This window comes from Bacteroides sp. An322 (assembly GCF_002161765.1).
In the GTDB taxonomy this organism is placed as follows: domain Bacteria; phylum Bacteroidota; class Bacteroidia; order Bacteroidales; family Bacteroidaceae; genus Phocaeicola; species Phocaeicola merdavium.
In genome coordinates this window covers 26,484-45,389 of sequence record NZ_NFIN01000014.1, presented here as the reverse complement: position 1 = coordinate 45,389, position 18,906 = coordinate 26,484, and the positions used below count along the sequence as shown (strand labels likewise).

At 45.6% G+C, this 18,906-nt stretch carries 14 protein-coding genes; 10 read left to right on the top strand and 4 right to left on the bottom strand.

The window, feature by feature from the left end; genetic code table 11:
- Positions 1-66: 66 nt before the first annotated feature.
- The 4 genes from B5F91_RS08850 to B5F91_RS08835 all read right to left on the bottom strand — a co-directional run bounded on the left by B5F91_RS08850 (position 67) and on the right by B5F91_RS08835 (position 8,900).
- Positions 67-2,505 (bottom strand): choice-of-anchor J domain-containing protein, encoded by a 2,439-nt coding sequence (locus B5F91_RS08850; protein WP_087428732.1) that lies wholly within the window; start codon positions 2,503-2,505, stop codon positions 67-69.
- A gap of 25 nt (positions 2,506-2,530) precedes the next feature.
- Entirely contained in the window at positions 2,531-5,248 is a 2,718-nt protein-coding gene (locus B5F91_RS08845) for a TonB-dependent receptor (RefSeq protein ID WP_087428731.1), read from the bottom strand.
- A 437-nt stretch (positions 5,249-5,685) separates the two neighbouring features.
- On the bottom strand, positions 5,686-8,271 hold the full coding sequence (gene xyl3A / locus B5F91_RS08840) for a xylan 1,4-beta-xylosidase (RefSeq protein ID WP_087428730.1): 2,586 nt from the start codon (positions 8,269-8,271) through the stop codon (positions 5,686-5,688).
- A 248-nt stretch (positions 8,272-8,519) separates the two neighbouring features.
- Positions 8,520-8,900, bottom strand: a complete 381-nt coding sequence (locus tag B5F91_RS08835) for a DUF3127 domain-containing protein (protein WP_087428771.1) — start codon at positions 8,898-8,900, stop codon at positions 8,520-8,522.
- Between the two features lie 154 nt (positions 8,901-9,054).
- On the opposite strand from B5F91_RS08835, the gene dnaN reads away from it, so the two are divergent.
- The 10 genes from dnaN to B5F91_RS08785 all read left to right on the top strand — a co-directional run bounded on the left by dnaN (position 9,055) and on the right by B5F91_RS08785 (position 18,848).
- The gene (gene dnaN, locus B5F91_RS08830) at positions 9,055-10,179 is read left to right on the top strand and encodes a DNA polymerase III subunit beta (protein ID WP_087428729.1); all 1,125 of its coding nucleotides are present in this window, start codon (positions 9,055-9,057) and stop codon (positions 10,177-10,179) included.
- Positions 10,180-10,258: 79 nt separating this feature from the next.
- Positions 10,259-11,035, top strand: a complete 777-nt coding sequence (locus B5F91_RS08825) for a 3'-5' exonuclease (protein WP_087428728.1) — start codon at positions 10,259-10,261, stop codon at positions 11,033-11,035.
- A gap of 3 nt (positions 11,036-11,038) precedes the next feature.
- A complete protein-coding gene (coaBC, locus tag B5F91_RS08820) occupies positions 11,039-12,232 on the top strand; it encodes a bifunctional phosphopantothenoylcysteine decarboxylase/phosphopantothenate--cysteine ligase CoaBC (protein ID WP_087428727.1) in 1,194 nt (397 codons plus the stop codon).
- 14 nt (positions 12,233-12,246) lie between these two features.
- Entirely contained in the window at positions 12,247-13,917 is a 1,671-nt protein-coding gene (recN, locus tag B5F91_RS08815) for a DNA repair protein RecN (protein ID WP_087428726.1), read from the top strand.
- A gap of 17 nt (positions 13,918-13,934) precedes the next feature.
- Positions 13,935-14,693, top strand: coding sequence for a 23S rRNA (guanosine(2251)-2'-O)-methyltransferase RlmB (gene rlmB, locus B5F91_RS08810; protein WP_087428725.1), 759 nt, complete (start codon positions 13,935-13,937; stop codon positions 14,691-14,693).
- A 21-nt stretch (positions 14,694-14,714) separates the two neighbouring features.
- The gene (locus B5F91_RS08805) at positions 14,715-16,412 is read left to right on the top strand and encodes a serine protease (protein ID WP_087428724.1); all 1,698 of its coding nucleotides are present in this window, start codon (positions 14,715-14,717) and stop codon (positions 16,410-16,412) included.
- Between the two features lie 33 nt (positions 16,413-16,445).
- The gene (locus B5F91_RS08800; protein WP_087428723.1) at positions 16,446-17,360 is read left to right on the top strand and encodes a ribonuclease Z; all 915 of its coding nucleotides are present in this window, start codon (positions 16,446-16,448) and stop codon (positions 17,358-17,360) included.
- Between the two features lie 75 nt (positions 17,361-17,435).
- Positions 17,436-17,987: a sigma-70 family RNA polymerase sigma factor gene (locus B5F91_RS08795; protein ID WP_087428722.1), complete on the top strand. Its 552-nt coding sequence runs from the start codon at positions 17,436-17,438 to the stop codon at positions 17,985-17,987.
- 50 nt (positions 17,988-18,037) lie between these two features.
- Positions 18,038-18,403, top strand: a complete 366-nt coding sequence (locus B5F91_RS08790) for a hypothetical protein (RefSeq protein ID WP_087428721.1) — start codon at positions 18,038-18,040, stop codon at positions 18,401-18,403.
- A 13-nt stretch (positions 18,404-18,416) separates the two neighbouring features.
- Positions 18,417-18,848 carry a hypothetical protein gene (locus tag B5F91_RS08785; protein ID WP_087428720.1) on the top strand — a complete coding sequence of 144 codons (432 nt, stop codon included), beginning with the start codon at positions 18,417-18,419 and terminating at the stop codon, positions 18,846-18,848.
- Positions 18,849-18,906: the final 58 nt, after the last annotated feature.

The window sequence follows — 18,906 nt, the reverse complement described above, 5'->3', positions numbered from 1 at the left end:
TATTAATTTAATCTGCGTAAATCTGCGAAAATCTGCGTTTCTTTATACTATTATTTAATTAAAACCTTATTCAGCCTCGTTCACCACAATATTCTTGAACTCCCATGTAGGAGCAGCCGTCGAATTGCTGATGTAAACAAAGGCGATGCGGATAGTCTGACCTACGTAGGCACTCAAGTCATACGGACCTACGGGATAGAAATCCCATGTCTGTCCGTCAGACCATTGAGTTTCATCATAAGTCAAGTCTTCCCAGGTACAAGACTCTACATTGTCTACATAGTCGGTAGAAATCTTAATCAGGAAGTGGTCGGTCAACGCTTCACCATTCAAATAGCGGTGTGCCTCTTCGAACGATAATTGCGGAGCCATGGCTTCCGACAAATCTACAGTAGGAGATACCAGCCAGCTTTCCGCCGGATAGTTCGTGTTATTATAGTAAGCCGAAGCTTTCCAGCCGTACGTAGCGTCGTTCTTCCATACATAATTTACGCCTTGCATCGAAATGTCTTGGATAACGAATCCGCCTTCATCGCCAACCAAACTTTCATTGAGGTATGTGCCCGCCATAGCTACATAACCCTCGGCGGTCTTTTCGAACGTAGTGGTGCGGGCAGAATAAATCTGCGATGCGCTCCAACCCGCGTCATACGTATATTCCGTTACAGCCATCGTGCCCTCGGCATCTGTCCGATAAACCACAACCGCCTTCTCGCCCTTAGCTGCGAACGGGAACTTCTGAACCAAATAGATGGGGAATACATTCGCCGGTTTCGATACATAATCGGCACCCAAGTCCGCATAAAGCGCAGGGTCGGCAACTACGACATTCGCGTCTTCATTCGCATATTCGCTCCATGCGCCTTCACGATAGACATAGAGGGCAGCCGTATTGGCGTATGCGCCCGATGCACGGCTCATCTTCAGCATCTGAGCGGCGATTTCCGATTCAGGCACTTCCTTGAAGAGACATACATCCCAGTATTGTCCGTTTACAATCGCCAGATTCTTGATTTCGGCGGTAGGCGCACACTGGTCAGTGCTCTTGTAAGCGAATGCCAAGGTAATCTTTTTCCCTGCAAACTGCGCCAGGTCTACGCTTTGAGCGATGAAATCCCAACGGTTAAATCGAGAACCATCATAAGCTAAATCTGTCCACGTAGTTGCCTGTACATCACCGGTATAATCAGTAGAGACTTTCAGTTGCATGAAATCAGCCGCATTGTTCCCATTCAAGAAATTGAAAGCAAAATCAAAGTTCAGTACTGGATTCTGCGCTTCCGACAAGTCGATTTCGGAAGACACAAACCAGCTTTCGGCTGCCAAGTTTTTCTTATTTGCATCATCATATCCTGTCGCTTTATAATAACCGTATGAGGCATCATGAGACCATACAGCAGACAGATCTTCAGGAACAGTAATGTTTTTAACAGCAAACAATTTGCTTTCTTCCTTCATCGCATCCTCCACATACGTGTAGCGCGAAGCTGCATAGCTTCCGTAGCTATACGAATCGTCATAAAGAGTCAGTTTTACGGTCTTGTCCCTTTCGATATTCTTCAGCTTAAACGTGCCGTCTCCGTTCGACTCAAACGACCATTCTCCGCCTTCCGTTGGTAAAGAAGTCGTAAAGTTAAAATTATCGTGTGTCTCGTCCATGTAGATGTACTGCATGTAGCTATTCAACAACGTATAGCCTTCCGAACCTTCTTCGATCGTAACAACCTGCTCTGAACCGTTATCCGAAGAAATAATGCCATCGGTCACGGTAATCGCATCGGGATAGATATATCCATAAGGTTTACTCGGGTCATCCAGCTTGCCGAACGGATAATAACTGCCATCGTTGGCTTTAGCCGCAATGACGTAATTTCCGGCTTCTCCGTCGAAGGTATTAACCTGCTGATACACTACCGGAATGACACCGCCTCCCGCACCGGGCTCGAACTCCGAGTAAGCATAGTTCACGGCTACCATATCTCCTTCTTGCGGATTTTCCATTCTGGATTCCAGTACCGACGGGATTTGTCTCAGCGTAGAGGGAGACAGATAAGTAGCGGTAGAAGTCCCGTTCCATACGCTACGGTAATCGTTATTGGTCAGTGTGTAATCCGAAATCTTCTTGAAATCGGCCAGATAACCCGACTGGCCTCTGTACATATTATATTGCACCGAGATGCGCGAGCCTGTATCAGCATTGGGATATTTGTAATCGATAAAGGCGGGCAAATACCATTCGGCTTCCGTTGCATCGGCAAAATACTTGTTCTCGCCAATAGCTTCCAAAGCCGTTACATACGATTGCCCTTCCGGGTCTTTCGACAAGGCAAGCTCCTTGTTCGCCTCCATTCCGGCAATGGTCCCATAATCGGAAGAAGCCAGCTGGATAGTGACACCTGTCTTGATATCGGTTATGTCATAATCGATATTGAACTGGTCGTTGTAATCTTCGCACGCCGACAAACCTGCCAGCAATACGGTCGACATGAGTATTATCTTTTTCATATACTGCGTTTCTTTAATTTAGGGGTTAGAAGTTTACTCTCAGTCTCAAGCTATACGTACGCCCAAAAGCGTAATAGCAGTAAATGTTCTCGGCTGTAGCTTCCTGCAAGGTAGAAGAAGAAAGCGTGTTCGGATTGAACGCCTTCGAGATATACTGGTAATCCAACAGGTTGTTCACGTTTCCGGAAAGAATGGCATTCAGCTTGCCGATCTTGAAGCGGTAAGAAGCATTCAGGTCGAACTGGCTTGCCGCAGGAATCTTCCACGGGTCGAGCACCGACACTTCCCTGCCCAATGACAGGTTGCTTCCCGACAGGGAATAGTAAGCATAGTTACGTCCGTAATACGTCCAGTCGGCACCCACACGGATGGATTTGCCTATCTTGAAGGTTGCGCCGATAGCCGCGGTGGTCTGTGCCGAACCTCCCACGCGCACGCCTTTCAGGTTGATTTTCGCGTTGGCATGGTCGGCTGCTCCTACCGTAGTGGTCGTTCCTTCCGAGGTCAAGGCGTTTCCATGCGCATCGTATGCATATCCTGTAGCATTGCTATCCCATTTCCAATCACCCAACGAGAACATACCGGTCAGTTCCAGCCAGCTCAGCGGAGTGATTTTCATATCCAATTCAATACCTTTATGCAACGCATTTACACCGGTCATGTTCATGTAATATTCCATTTGATTATCCAATGTGCCGCTCTTGGTCATGGTCTTGTCCAGCCATTTTGTCCAATAAGCGTTCAGGTTCGCGCTCAGCCATTCGTTGCGGAAACCGTAACCCAACTCGAACGACAAGACTTTTTCGTTCTTGGCATCCTTATTAATGGCATGGCTGGTAGTAGCCTGCATGAAAGCGCCGTAAGAGAATTTCGGCGCACGGCTGATATAACCTAAATTAAAGAATACATTGTGATTGTCGGTGATGTTGTAGTTGGCACCTCCCTTTGCCGTAAAGCCTAAGAAGCTGACTTTGTCCGATTTGGCATGAGCCTTGTCGTAATAGAAGCGGTCGTAACGCCAATACGTAGTGTTCGACAACGAACCGGCTACGAAAGCCGAAAGCTTGTCTTTGTTGAATTCAGTTTGGAAGAAAGCACCTTCCTGCAATACGTGTCCGTCATAGTCGCGGTAAACCACATCGCCCACGCCTAATTTCTGGTATCTCCATGCCGGATTAGCCGCGTTAATATTGTTAGCCGCCTGCACATCGCCGCGGGTAGAGTCCATAAAGTATTGCCCGCCGAACAAGTCTGATATTTCATTGGTATGCGTACCTTTATAATAACGGAAGTCGACACCTCCGTAGAAATCGAAGTATTCACCGAACTTGGTGGTGTAAGTCGAGAGCAATCCGTACCAGTTATGATAGTTCTTCGACTGGCTCATCACCAACATGGAACCGTATTCGCTCGCGGCATTGATGTCTTCGATGGCTCCATAGTCGAACGTGCCGTCCGCCTTGCGGAACTTGGTCTGCAATTCGCCGTAATAAGCGCCGTTCCAGTCACGGTACGAATAGCCGTAGTCCTCGTTTCCTTGTCCCGAATTGCCGTACCCGCGTCCGATAGACACGTATGCCACGGTACTCAATGATGATTTCTCATCGATTTGCCACTGGTGGTTCAAGCTGATTTGCGGCTTGTGATATACGTTGTATTCCGCGCTCTGACGCTCCCCGTTGTTATCGAATCCGTAAGTGGAATTATACTTGTAATTCTTCACGCCATATACCTTCTCCATGCGTTGCCAGTCGGCGATAGTCAACGCGCCGTCACGCTGGTAGTGCTTTTGCGGAGCACCGAAAGCCGTAAGCGACAACTGGTGCGCATCGTTCAGACGCTTCGAGATGTTCAGGAAGTAATTATAGCCTTCGAAATCAGTTCCTTGCACATATCCGTTACCCCACGTGCGTGCACCAAGCAACGTCATTGCCCAACCGCTCTTCGACACACCGGTAGAAACGCTGAACAACATCTTATTCATGCCGTCGTTGCCCATCGAATAAGCGACCGTTCCGCCCTTTTCACTATCCAGCCCGCGGGTCACGATGTTAATGGTACCTCCTACCGAAGGAGCCGAAACCTTCGAGGCACCCAAACCACGCTGAGTCTGCATGGTGCGGGTCACATCGGTCAATCCAGCCCAGTTCGACCAATAAATACCTCCCCATTCCATGTCGTTCATCGGCACGCCGTTCACCATCACGGCAATGTTTTCGTTGCCGAACCCGCGCATGTAGATTTCCGAGTCGCCATAACCTCCGCCTTCCTTGTTGGCATGCACGCCCGGAGTAGATTTCAAGATTTCAGGGAATTCCTGCGTACCGAGTTTTTCTTCAATGAAGTCCATACTTACGCTGGACACGGCTACCGGCGTTTTGCGGGCGATAGCGACAGAAGATGTAATTACAACATCCTGCAACATCTGCGTATCGTGGTCCATTCCCACAACGCCCAAGTCGACTTCTCCTTTTTGAGTAATCTCCATCGTCTTCTCTTTATAACCGATATAAGAGAAGACAACCGTTACTCCCGACTTGGAAATTTTCAATGTAAACCCTCCGTTTACATCGGTTATCGCACCTTGAGTTGTGCCCTTCACGGCAACCGTCGCCCCGATGAGAGGCTCGTTCGTGACCGCATCCACAACTGTACCTTTTAGGGTAGCCTGAGCTACCGCCGTTGCTGTACAACAAATCGTAAGCACGGCAAACAGCAAGAAATGTTTCAACTGTTTTCTCATACGTTTCTTCTTTGTTTTTGTGTTATTAAAGATTTAGAAACAAATATAACAATTTTTGCTTAAACACAAAGACTTTCATACGCTTTTTATCGCAGATTTAACCGCTTTATGTTAATAAAATTAGCAGTTAACAAAACATCTCCCTATCAATTTATTACCGAATATTTCCCTTACAAGCTGATATAGACAGTCAACTATCGTCCAAATCATCGGACATCACCCCAATTTATGCCCTTTACTTTCAAATTAACACTTGAAACAAAACCGTAACATCTTCCACCCTAAAAAGGAACAAAACCAGATTATTGCCGTCATTTTCAGACAATATGATAAAAGGCAGACGAGCATTTCCCCTTACTCCGGTTCATTCTATGCCCCTCTGCCTTTATCTTTGTGTACTTATACACTATAAATTTAAATCACATAGTCCTTCCTATTCAGATACGTTTCACTTTAACCGCCTTCAATTGTTTCCTATCGGAAGAACCTCCATACAAAATCTCGTACTCTCCGGAAAGCGGATGAACCGTATTGGTATTCTCGTCAAACCATTCAAAACTTTCATCGTCTAATTGGAAAGTAACCTGCCGGGTCTCACCTTTCTTTATAGCCACACGTTTAAATGCACGCAAGGCATGGCTTGGCCCTTCCTTATCTCCCGGACGGCGCAAATACACTTGTACCACTTCTTCTCCGTCACGTTCACCAACATTTGTTACCGGAACCGTCAACGTACAAATTTCGCCTTCTTTCACTTCCAACGCAGAAGCCTTAGCTTCTCCATATTCGAACGCCGTATAGCTTAATCCATACCCGAACGGATATAACGGAGCCTCATCCATGTAGCGGTATGTACGTCCCTTCATCGAATAATCCAGAAAATCGGGCAATTGCTTGGTGCTCTTATAGAAAGTAACCGGCAAACGTCCTGCAGGATTATAATCTCCCAATAGAACAGAAGCCACCGCATTACCTCCAGCCTGTCCGGGATACCAAGCCTGAATAATGGCATCACACATTCCTGCTTCGCGAGCCAGCCCCATAGCTGAACCAGAGAAATTGACAAATATAATCTTCTTTCCGGCTTTCTTCAACTCGGAAAGCAAACGGGTTTGCACTTCAGGCAATTCGATATTCTCACGGTCTCCTCCTTTAAATCCGGGTACGCTGACCGGCATCTCTTCACCTTCCAGCCCCGGAGAAATACCTCCGGCAAATACAACCACATCGGCATCTTTCACCTTTTCCACCGAAGCCTGCAAATCAAGCGGCACTTCACGCCCGAAATCGAAATTCAGCGTAGCACAATTGCCTTCAGTCGCCACAAACTGTATCTTGATATCATACGATTTTCCTGCCTCTGCCTGAAATGCATAGACACGGTTGCTCTTCATATTCAAGGCAGAAGCCACTTCTTCTCCGTCAACAAACAATTTGGCAAAGCCTTGGGTCTGGAAACTGAATACCACTTCTTCACTCTTCTCTGGACGGAACGTAGATTCATACTCTGCCGAGAAATCGCCCAAATTGACACCCGGAGCAAACACAATAGCCCCAGCTGTGGTAAAACGGAACGGCGTACCGACATGAGTCTCTACATCCGGAGTACCTTCCGGCTTAGTCTGATTCCAATAAGCAGCCTTAAACCCAACCTTCCCGTCTGCACTGCATTGCTGGAACAAGCTTTGCAATGCCACAGCAGAAGTATGGTCACACCCAGGCTCATAAATCAACTGTCCTTCGGGGAATTGCGCCTGCAAGCTCTTCAATAAAGTAGAAGTCTGACTTGGGAATCCGTTATAGTTTCCCCATTGCATGATACTGTCATTGGCATTCGGACCGACCAATGCCACTTTCATCTGTTTGTTCAACGGAAGCACATTGCCTGCATTCTTCAACAACACAATGCTTTCCTGTGCCATCCTCAAAGCCAACGCCCGATGTTCCTTACTATCTACTACACTATAAGGTATCTCATTCCACGAAACGTCCTCATCCATTTCGCCCAACTCAAAACGGGCTTTCATCAAACGCTTTACAGACACATTGATTTTCTCTTCATCAATCAAGCCCTGCTTGACAGCATCTACCAGCGAACCATAGCTTTCACCACACTCCAAGTCGGTACCACTTCCTACCGCCTTAGCCGAAGCATGTTCCGCATCCGGCTCGGTATGATGATAACCCTCAGTATAAAAGTCATTGATTGCCCAACAATCGGACACCACAATCCCTTCATATCCCCAATCATCGCGGAGAATCTGCTGAAGCAACTTCGTGCTTCCGCAGCAAGGCTCTCCTTCAAAGCGGTTGTAGGCACACATCACCTCTTTCACATCCGCCTTCTGTACCAAAGCCTTAAAGGCTGGCAAGTAAGTTTCCCACAAGTCACGCGGGTCTACGCTCTCCACATCAAATATATGACGATTCCATTCCGGTCCCGAATGCACCGCAAAATGCTTGGCACATGCATGAAGCTTATCGTATTTTTCATCTTCAGGCCCCTGCAATCCACGCACGACGCTGATTCCCATCCGGCTGCTCAGATAAGGGTCCTCACCGTAGGTCTCTTGCCCGCGTCCCCAACGCGGATCGCGGAAAATATTGACATTAGGCGTCCAGAAAGTCAATCCCTGATACCGTTCAGACGAACCGTCTTTCCCGAACTCTACATATTTGGCACGCGCCTCATCGCTGACCGCCGTAAATACCTCCAGCAACAGACTATCGTTGAACGATGCTGCCATTCCGATGGATTGAGGGAAAACCGTAGCCAGTCCGGCACGTCCTACCCCGTGGAGAGCCTCGCTCCACCAGTCGTAAGCCTTGATGCCCAGCCTCGGAATCGCCGGTGAAGAATTTTGCATAAGTGAAACTTTCTCTTCCAGCGTCAGCCTGCCTACTAAATCTTCGGCACGCTCCTCTGGCGAAAGAGAGGTGTCTTGATACGGCAATTTGGAATTGCACGACAACAGGAAAAAGCCTATCAGCCCTAACCCCACAAATCTAAATGTCTTTTTCATGATAAAATTGGATAATTAATGATTATAACTAGATGTTTTTACATCCCTACTTATATATATAACGTAGCAAAGTTAGCAACTTCTTCAAAACATGCAAAAAACAGGCGATGCATTAGAACTATTTAAACGAAGCAGGCTTCGATGGCAAACAAAGCAGGCTTCATCAGCCAACGAAGCCAAGTGCGTCAGCCAATGAAGCCGTATGCATTTTTGTCAGCACAAATGTGCCTTTTTGTCAGTGCCGAGATTTAGAAAGGAAGGTCGTCTTTTTCATCGCCAGCAGAGAAATCTACCGGAGCCGCCGGAGCAGCGTTCACCGGCGGGAAAGGAGGCTGTTGGGGAGCGACCGACTGGTCTGCGCTGACGCGGTCTACCTTCCAGGCGCGGATACTATTAAACCAACGCCCCTGCCATTCACGGGCATCAATATCAAACGAAACATTCAGTTCTTCGCCCACCTGGATATTGAATTGTTGTATTTTATCTGCTCCAAACACATCGAAACACATCCGGCGCGGATATTGGTCATGCGTTTCGATTACATACTCTTGCACTGTCCATTCATTTCCATTTCTTGATGTACCGCTCTTCGGAGGAAGTACGGCAATCACTTTTCCTGCTAATTCCATATCTATAGTTTTTTTAATTTTGGTCACGAAATTACGCTTTTCTACAGAAGTAAACTAATTTTTTAGCTTCTTTTTTGTGATGCATCGCCAATCTTTTCGTAACTTTGGCAATGTTTTTGACGATTGCAAATATAAAAAATAAAAATATACCAATATGAAATTTATTGTTTCAAGCACAAGCCTATTCAGTCATTTACAGGCTATCAGCCGTGTAATCAATTCGAAAAACTCGTTACCCATCCTCGACTGCTTCCTGCTGGAGCTGCGCGACGGCACACTTTCCATGACCGCCTCGGACAACGAGACAACTCTTTCCACCTCTATCGAAGTAAACGAATTTGACGGAGACGGACGGTTTGCCGTTTCATCCCGTACCTTGTTGGAAGCGTTAAAAGAGATTCCAGAACAGCCCTTGGCATTCCAAATAAACTTAGACAACCTGGAAATCACCGTCCAATACCAAAACGGACAATACAACCTGATGGGGCAGAATGCCGATGAATATCCTCAGCCTCAGGCATTAGGAGCTAATGCCGTACAACTGACCCTATCAGCCGAAACCTTGCTGGGAGGGGTGAACCGATGCATTTTCGCGACCGCCGACGACGAGCTTCGTCCGGTTATGAACGGTATTTATTTCGATATCACTCCCGAAGACATCACCATGGTAGCATCGGACGGACATAAACTGGTACGCAACAAGACCTACGCAGCCCACGGCACTGAAAAAGCAGCCTTTATTTTGCCCAAGAAGCCCGCTAACCTCCTGAAGAACCTGCTGACCAAAGAACAAGGAGATGTACAAATCGGCTTCGATGACCGGAATGCCATGTTCACACTGGAAAACTACCAAATGATATGCAGGCTGATAGAAGGACGCTACCCGAACTATAATTCGGTGATTCCCCAAAACAACCCGCATAAAGCCACCCTCGACCGCACTTCACTGATTAGTGCCTTGCGGCGTGTGTCCGTATTTTCATCCCAGGCAAGCAGCCTGATTAAGCTGAACTTGTCGGAAAACCAGCTTACAATATCCGGACAAGACATTGACTTCTCGACCTCGGCAGAAGAAACCCTCATCTGCCAATATGAAGGCAATCCCATGAATATCGGTTTCAAGTCGTCGTTCCTGATAGACATTCTGAATAACATTTCTGCAACCAATGTTGTCCTCGAATTAGCAGACCCTTCACGCGCAGGAGTCATTGTTCCGGAAGAACAAGAAGAAAACGAAGACCTGCTGATGCTGCTGATGCCTATGATGCTGAACGACTAAGATATTGAAAATTGAAAATTAAAAATTGAGAATTGAGCGTTAAACCATTCGTGGTTCTCGCATTACCAAAAGAAATAACATGAAACTGAATTTGAAAAATCCGCTGGTTTTCTTCGATTTGGAAACCACCGGAACCAACATCAATACCGACCGCATTGTAGAAATCTGCTATCTGAAAGTGTATCCGAATGGAAACGAGGAAAGCAAGACCATGCGCATCAATCCGGAAATGCACATACCCGAAGCCTCTACCGCTATCCATGGCATCCACGATGAAGACGTAGCAGACTGCCCCACTTTCAAGCAAATAGCGAAAGAACTGGCTAAATCCATCGAAGGGGCAGACATCGCCGGATTCAACTCCAACCGCTTCGATGTGCCGGTGCTGGTGGAAGAATTCTTGCGTGCAGGCATAGACATCGACTTGAGCAAGCGCAAGTTTATTGATGTTCAGGTGATTTACCACAAACTGGAACAGCGCACCCTATCGGCTGCCTATAAGTTCTATTGCGGGAAAAACCTGGAAGACGCACATACTGCAGAAGCCGACACACGGGCTACTTACGAAGTGCTGAAAGCCCAACTCGACCATTATCCGGACACGTTACAGAACGACGTGGCTTTCCTTTCCGAGTATTCGACATACAGCAAAAATGTAGACTTCGCAGGCCGTATCGTTTACGATGACAACGGAACTGAAGTATTCAACTTCGGAAAATACAAAGGCATGCCGGTAGCGGAAGTGCTGAAACGCGACCAAGGCTATTTCGGCTGGATTATGAACGGTGATTTCACACTGAACACTAAAAACGTATTGACTAAAATCAGATTGCGCGAAAGCGGATTGGTAAAATAAAACATGAAAGGCAAGAAAATCGTATTAGGCATTACGGGAAGCATTGCGGCTTATAAAGCGGCGGTGCTGACCCGCTTACTCATCAAGAAAGGAGCTGAAGTGCAAATTGTCATCACCCCTGCCGGAAAAGAATTCATTACGCCCATCACCCTGTCGGCACTGACCAGCAAGCCGGTCATCAGTGAATTTTTCGCCCAGCGGGACGGCACTTGGCATAGCCACGTAGACTTGGGTTTATGGGCAGATGCCATGCTCATCGCTCCTGCCACGGCTTCCACTATCGGAAAAATGGCACACGGCATAGCCGATAACATGCTGGTCACGACCTACTTGTCGATGAAAGCACCGGTATTCGTTGCTCCGGCTATGGACTTGGACATGTTTGCCCATCCCTCTACCCAACACAATTTGGATATCCTCCGTTCGTATGGCAATCACATCATCGAACCGGCTTCGGGCGAACTGGCAAGCCACTTGGTGGGCAAAGGCAGAATGGAAGAACCGGAAAAGATAGTGGAAGTACTGGAAGATTTCTTTGCCCGAAAAGAAGACTTGAAAGGCAAGAAAATCCTGATAACAGCAGGACCGACCTATGAAAAGATTGACCCGGTACGCTTCATCGGCAATTATTCTTCAGGCAAAATGGGATATGCATTAGCCGAGAATTGTGCAGAAAGAGGGGCTGAAGTGACCTTGATAAGCGGTCCGGTCAACCTCCAGACGCAACATCCTGCCATCCGGCGCATCAATGTGGAAAGTGCGGAAGAAATGTACCGCGCTGCAATGGAGTTTTATCCGGATTGCGATGCAGGCATTTTATGTGCAGCCGTAGCCGATTTTACACCAGAAATTGTAGCCTCTCATAAAATCAAACGAGAAAAAGACGATTTGACCATTAAGTTGAAGCCGACTCATGATATTGCCGCTGCCTTGGGACAAGCCAAGCATCCCCAACAACGCCTGATAGGTTTTGCATTGGAAACCAATGATGAACTTGCACATGCCCAAGAAAAGCGCAAACGGAAGAATTTCGACTTTATCGTGTTAAATTCATTGAATGACAAAGGTGCCGGATTCCGTTGCGATACCAATAAAATAACGATTGTCGATGAAACGGGATGCACGCCTTATCCGTTGAAAGACAAGAAAGAAGTGGCAAAAGACATTATTGACAAACTTGCCGCAATCATGGCATAACCAGAGACAAGCGTATGTTACAATCCATTCATATACAGAATTATGCGTTAATCGACAAACTGGATATTGATTTCATGCCTGGTTTCTCCGTCATTACCGGCGAAACCGGGGCTGGAAAATCAATTATCCTGGGAGCCATCGGATTGCTATTGGGGCAACGTGCAGACGTAAAAGCCATAAAAAACGGAGCATCGAAATGCATTGTAGAAGCCCGTTTCGGAATAGCATCGTACGGCATGGAAGCCTTCTTCAATGAACTCGACTTAGAATACGACCCGGAAGAATGCATTTTGAGACGGGAAGTATACGCAAACGGAAAAAGCCGTGCGTTCATCAATGACAGCCCTGCATCGTTAGCACAGACGAAAGCGTTGGGCGAAAAACTGATAGACATACACAGCCAGCACCAAAACCTGCTCTTAAACAAAGAAGGATTCCAACTGAACATTTTGGATATTCTGGCACAAGACGAAAAACAACTGGCTGCCTATAAACAAGTTTACACCCAATATAAAAACACATGTAAAGAACTTGATACGCTAATCGGACAAGCCGAAAAAAGCAGGCAAGATGAAGACTATCTGCGTTTCCAACTGGAACAACTGGAAGAAGCAGAATTAAAAGAAGGAGAACAGAACGGACTGGAACAAGAAGCCGAAACCCTTAGCCATGCCGAAGACATTAAAGCCGGACTATACCGGGCAGGGCAATTGATAGACAATGCAGAAGCGAACGGCATTCTTTCACAAACCAAAGAATGTATCCAAACACTGCAAGGCATCTCAAAGGTCTACACCTCTGCATCTGAATGGACGGAACGTCTTCAAAGCTGCTATATCGAACTGAAAGACATTGCCCACGATTTATCCTCGGCAGAAGATGAAGTGGAATTTAATCCGGAACGGCTGGACTATGTAAACCAACGGCTGAACCTGATTTATAATCTGCAACAAAAGCACCGGGCAGACAGCATAGAAGCATTGATTGACTTGGCAAATAACTACCGGAAACAATTGAACGATATCGCTTCTTATGATGACCGGATAGCCGAACTCCGTAGCCTGAAAGACAACTTATATGATAAGGTATTGGAGGAAGCCGCCACACTGACCCGTATGCGTACCGACTCGGCACGCCACATCGAAGAACAAATGAAAAAGCTGCTTGTCCCGCTAGGTATGCCCAACGTGCGTTTTGCCGTAGCAATGGAACAACGCAAAGAACCCGATGCCAACGGCACGGACAATGTGACTTTCTTATTCTCAGCCAACAAGAACGGGACATTGCAAAATGTAGCCTCCATAGCTTCAGGAGGGGAAATAGCCCGTGTCATGCTCTCACTGAAAGCCATGATAGCCGGAGCCGTCAAATTGCCGACTATCATCTTCGATGAAATTGATACAGGTGTATCCGGCTCGATAGCCGAAAAAATGGCATTGATTATGCGCGACATGGGACGCCAAAACCGGCAAGTCATCAGCATCACTCATTTGCCACAAATCGCGGCACGGGGCACAACCCATTATAAAGTATACAAAGAAGATACAGAAACAGGCACAAACAGCTATATCCGCAAGCTGGTCCCCGATGAACGGATACACGAAATAGCCCACATGCTAAGCGGAAGCACATTGACTGAAGCCGCATTGAACAATGCACGTGCCTTGCTTGAAAACCCCAATTAATACAAAAAGAAAGATTTATGATAGAAAAAAACGAAATGATATTCGGAATAAGAGCCGTTATCGAAGCCATTGAAGCCGGAAAAGAAATAGATAAAGTATTAATAAAAAAAGATATGCAAAGCGAATTGGCAAAAGACCTGTTTGCTGCATTAAAACATACTTTCATCCCAGTCCAACGGGTTCCGGTAGAACGCATTGACCGCATTACCCGCAAAAATCATCAAGGAGTAGTGGCATTTGTGTCACCCATTACTTACCAACGGACTGAAGACCTTGTCCCATTCCTCTTCGAACAAGGCAAGAATCCTTTGTTCATCTTGCTGGACGGAATAACGGATGTTCGCAATTTCGGAGCTATCGCCCGTACCTGCGAATGTGCCGGTGTAGATGCCATTATTATCCCTTCAAAAAACAGTGTCAGCGTAAATGCCGATGCTATCAAGACTTCGGCAGGTGCCCTGCATACCCTTCCTGTATGCCGTGAGAACAATCTGACCCAAACGATCCGTTTCTTGAAAGACAGCGGATTCAAAATCGTAGCCGCAACTGAAAAAGGCGACTATGACTATACAAAAGCCGACTATCATTCACCAACCTGCATCATCATGGGAGCAGAGGATACAGGAGTCCCTTACGAACATCTGTCCCTCTGCGATGAATGGATCAAAATACCGCTCTTCGGAAACATTGAATCCCTGAACGTATCAGTAGCAGCAGGAATCTTAATCTATAAAGCCATAGAACAACGCGGATTCACTTCCGACATCGAACAATAATCTACTTAAACTTCAACCTACATGAAAAAAATAATAACTATTTTAGCTTGCATGATGCCCTTCATCACTCTTGCTGCACAAGAGCTTCCTAAATGGGCAGACAAAGCCAGAAAGGCTGTATTTTCCATTATCACTTATACGAAAGACAATCAAATCCTGAATACAGGAAATGGTTTCTACATCGATGAAACCGGTACCGCCATTTCCGATTATACGCTTTTTAAAGGAGCGGAACGGGCAGTTATCGTAACTGCTAACGGAAAAGAACTCCCTGTAAAATACATCATGGGAGCCAATGACATGTATGATGTAGTAAAATTCAAGGCTGAATTCGATAAAAAGGCAGAAGCGCTCCAACCCGCATCCGTAGCTTCCGGTGTAGGCCAGACCGTCTATTTAGTCCCCTACTCTACCCAGAAAGACACAAAAGGACAATCCGGAACCGTTGCCAAAGTGGACACAATCGGCGAACAGTCATATTACTATACCTTGAACATGCAGACCAGCGAAAAGACAATAAGCTGCCCCATCATGAATACAGAAGGACAAGTTGTAGGCATGATACAGAAGAACAACGAACCGGAAAATAAAAACAGTTATGCCATCGGAATCCGTTACCTGACAGATTTAACTATCAGTGCATTATCTGTCAATGATATGGCACTCAACTCTATCGGTATAAAAAAAGGACTTCCCGAAGACGAATCTCAAGCATTGGTTTACCTGTATATGGCTTCAAGCGTTTACGAACGGAACCAATACCTGGAACTGTTGAATGAATTTATCGCCTCGTATCCCAATACAACAGAAGGATATCTGCGCCGCGCCACATGCTATATCGATTTTGGAGATGATTCCCACTATGCATTAGCAGAACAAGATTTGAAAAAAATGGTAGATATAGCAGAAGACAAAGGAGACGCCCATTATAATATAGCTAAGCTGATTTATTCATATCAATTAAGCTTGGGCGACAAAGAACCCTACGCGAATTGGAATTTCGACTATGCCTTAAACGAAATAAACCAAGCATTGACATTTGCACAAGAACCTATCTACTACCAAACACAAGGCGATATTTATTTTGCCATGCAAAAATATGCCGAAGCTTTTACAGCATACGATACCGTAAACAAAACCAATCTGGCTTCTGCCGCAAGTTTTTACGCCGCTGCAAAAGCCAAAGAACTAACAGAAGGCACTGATAAAAAAGAAGTCATCGCTTTGCTTGACAGTGCAGTCGTACGCTATGCCCAACCTTATGGAAAAGACGCTGCACCTTATTTATATGAGCGAGCACGAGTAAAAGCTGATAGCGAAGACTATCGCGGAGCGGTGAGCGATTATAATGAATTCTACGATGCCATGTTAGGGCAAACTTCTGCCGAATTTTACCTCATCCGTTCACAGGCAGAATTAAAATGCCGCATGTATAAACAAGCTATTGATGACATCAACAAAGCCGTGGAACTAGAGCCTAAGAATGTCGTTTTCTGGATGGAAAAAGGAAGCGTACACTTGAGAGTCAACCAATTGGACGAAGCAATCAAAGCTTTGACCCAAGCAGTCGAAATGGATGCTGAAAATGCTCCTGCCTACCGCATGTTAGGCTATGCACAAATTCAGAATAAGGAAAAAGAGAAAGGCATTGCCAACCTTCAGAAAGCTGTAGACCTAGGAGATGAAGTTGCAAACGGGCTTTTACAGAAATACAAATAGTAAATGAAAGGATGAAGAATTCCCCATTTATTTATGGAAAAATTCGAATTACATATTTTGGGATGCGGATCAGCTTTACCGACTATGCGGCACCAAGCCACTTCACAAGTTGTCAATGTGCGTGAAAAGCTATTTATGATAGATTGCGGCGAAGGGACACAAGTGCAATTACGACGGTCTCGCTTGAAATTCAGCCGGCTAAACCATATCTTTATCTCTCATTTGCACGGCGACCATTGTTTCGGACTTATCGGACTAATTTCCACTTTCGGCATGTTGGAACGTACCGCCGACTTGCATATCTATAGCCATCCGGACTTAGTAAATCTGCTGCAAACCCAAATCGATTATTTCTGCAAAGGAATGAGTTATCAAGTCTTGTTTCATCCGTTCGACCCGAAAGCACAAATGGTCATTTATGACGACCGTTCGGTTTCGGTAGAGACTATCCCTTTGCGTCACCGGATGCCTACATGCGGATTCTTATTCCGTGAGAAACCGACTCTTAACCACATCCGAAGGGATATGATTGATTTCTATCATATCCCTATCTGGATGATTAACCGTATAAAAGAAGGGGAAGATTTCATTACAGAAGAAGGGAAAACTATACCCAACAGTTGGTTAACTATTCCTTCTGCCCCTCCACGCATATACGCCTATTGTTCGGATACAGCCTATTGTCCCCGCATCATTGAACAAATACACGGGGCAGACCTTCTTTACCATGAAGCGACATTTGCCGACTCTGACTTAGTACGTGCCAAACAAACACAACATTCGACAGCCCGCCAAGCTGCACAAATCGCATGCGATGCCCAGGTGAAACGATTGGTCATCGGACATTTTTCCGCACGATATGAAGACGAAAAACAACTTTTACTAGAAGCGCAAGAAATATTTCCCCATACGGTCTTGGCACAAGAGAATCTGCAACTGACCATATAGGCAGGTTAAAAAAACTTATCCCATTTAAACGGTAGCACTTCATTTTATCTAAATATCTATACAAGCATATCCATTATGAATAACTATAACGAGGAAGAAATTATCAGTCAGTTACAAGAACCACAACTCCAACGGGAAGCGTTCGGTAAAGTCGTGCGGCACTACAGTGAGCAACTGTATTGGCAAATCAGACGTATGGTACTTTCTCACGATGACACAAACGATCTCTTGCAAAATACATTTATCAAAGCGTGGAGCAATCTGGAATACTTCCGGGGAGAAGCACGCCTTTCCACTTGGCTCTACCGCATCGCCCTGAATGAATCACTAAACTTCCTGAACAAACAACGGGCCATCAACCAGTTGTCGCTGGACGAAGCAGAATCGGCAGCCCTCAACAAATTGGAAAGCGACCCCTATTTTGATGGAGACCAGACTCAACTGCTTTTTGAAAAAGCCATACAGACTTTACCGGAAAAGCAACGCATTGTGTTTAACCTAAAATATTTTCAGGAAATGAAATACGAAGACATGTCTGATATCCTAGGCACCAGCGTAGGTGCGCTAAAAGCCTCTTATCATCATGCCGTGAAAAAAATAGAAGAATTTTTAAGCCAACACGATTAAACCTTATTCCCCAATTTCAATCTAATAAACAAAGGAAGGAGGATGATACGATGAAAAGAAACGACCTTGAACTGCAAAAGAAATACGGGAAAAAAAATCCGTTCACCGTACCCGAAGGGTATTTCGACCACTTCGCAGAAGAACTGATGAACCAACTGCCCGAAAAAGAAACCACACCGCTTCCCCAAATCAAGCTATGGGACCGCGTAAAGCCATGGGTCTATATGGCAGCCATGTTTGTTGGGCTAATGTTTACCATACGCACTTTTATCGGTGAAACACAGGAAGAAAGCGATATGGGCAACCTTTCTGATATGTCTGATGAATACATCGAATCCATCGTAGACCAAACAATGATGGACGATTACGAATTATACCAATATTTGACAGATGCTGACGCAAGCATTTATAACTAAAAAAAACGAACCAATGAAAAAACTATTTTCGATTCTGATTCTTTTCACCTGCTTTTGCACATACGCCCAAGCACAGAAAAACAAATTAAGCAAAGAAGAATTCCGTGCCCGTCAGGAAGCTTTTATTACTGAAAATGCCAAACTGACACAACAAGAAGCCAAAGAGTTCTTCCCACTCTATTTCGAACTGCAAGACAAAAAAAGTGCATATAACCGTGAAGCATGGCAAGAAATAAGAAAAGGGAAACAAGGAAACCTGAGCGAAGAAGAATACGCCAGCATTGTAGAAGCATTGATTCAAGCAAGAATCACTACCGACCAACTTGACTTAGAATACGTACGGAAATACAAAAAATTTCTTTCCTCTAAAAAAATATATGACATTCAGCGGGCAGAAATGAAATTTCACCGCCACTTATTGAAACCGGACAGAAAAAAGAAATAATCTTATTTAGTTGATAATTGATAGTTGATAGTTAACAATTAATAGTGAAAAGTGAAAA

Bases quoted from the DNA above. Each gene is read 5' to 3' on its own strand.
- B5F91_RS08850 (WP_087428732.1), bottom strand. From the start codon at position 2,505: ATGAAAAAGATAATACTCATGTCGACCGTATTGCTGGCAGGTTTGTCG.
- B5F91_RS08845 (WP_087428731.1), bottom strand. From the start codon at position 5,248: ATGAGAAAACAGTTGAAACATTTCTTGCTGTTTGCCGTGCTTACGATT.
- xyl3A (WP_087428730.1), bottom strand. From the start codon at position 8,271: ATGAAAAAGACATTTAGATTTGTGGGGTTAGGGCTGATAGGCTTTTTC.
- B5F91_RS08805 (WP_087428724.1), top strand. From the start codon at position 14,715: ATGAAAAAAATAATAACTATTTTAGCTTGCATGATGCCCTTCATCACT.
- B5F91_RS08835 (WP_087428771.1), bottom strand. From the start codon at position 8,900: ATGGAATTAGCAGGAAAAGTGATTGCCGTACTTCCTCCGAAGAGCGGT.
- B5F91_RS08785 (WP_087428720.1), top strand. From the start codon at position 18,417: ATGAAAAAACTATTTTCGATTCTGATTCTTTTCACCTGCTTTTGCACA.
- B5F91_RS08795 (WP_087428722.1), top strand. From the start codon at position 17,436: ATGAATAACTATAACGAGGAAGAAATTATCAGTCAGTTACAAGAACCA.
- rlmB (WP_087428725.1), top strand. From the start codon at position 13,935: ATGATAGAAAAAAACGAAATGATATTCGGAATAAGAGCCGTTATCGAA.
- recN (WP_087428726.1), top strand. From the start codon at position 12,247: ATGTTACAATCCATTCATATACAGAATTATGCGTTAATCGACAAACTG.
- dnaN (WP_087428729.1), top strand. From the start codon at position 9,055: ATGAAATTTATTGTTTCAAGCACAAGCCTATTCAGTCATTTACAGGCT.
- B5F91_RS08790 (WP_087428721.1), top strand. From the start codon at position 18,038: ATGAAAAGAAACGACCTTGAACTGCAAAAGAAATACGGGAAAAAAAAT.
- B5F91_RS08800 (WP_087428723.1), top strand. From the start codon at position 16,446: ATGGAAAAATTCGAATTACATATTTTGGGATGCGGATCAGCTTTACCG.
- B5F91_RS08825 (WP_087428728.1), top strand. From the start codon at position 10,259: ATGAAACTGAATTTGAAAAATCCGCTGGTTTTCTTCGATTTGGAAACC.
- coaBC (WP_087428727.1), top strand. From the start codon at position 11,039: ATGAAAGGCAAGAAAATCGTATTAGGCATTACGGGAAGCATTGCGGCT.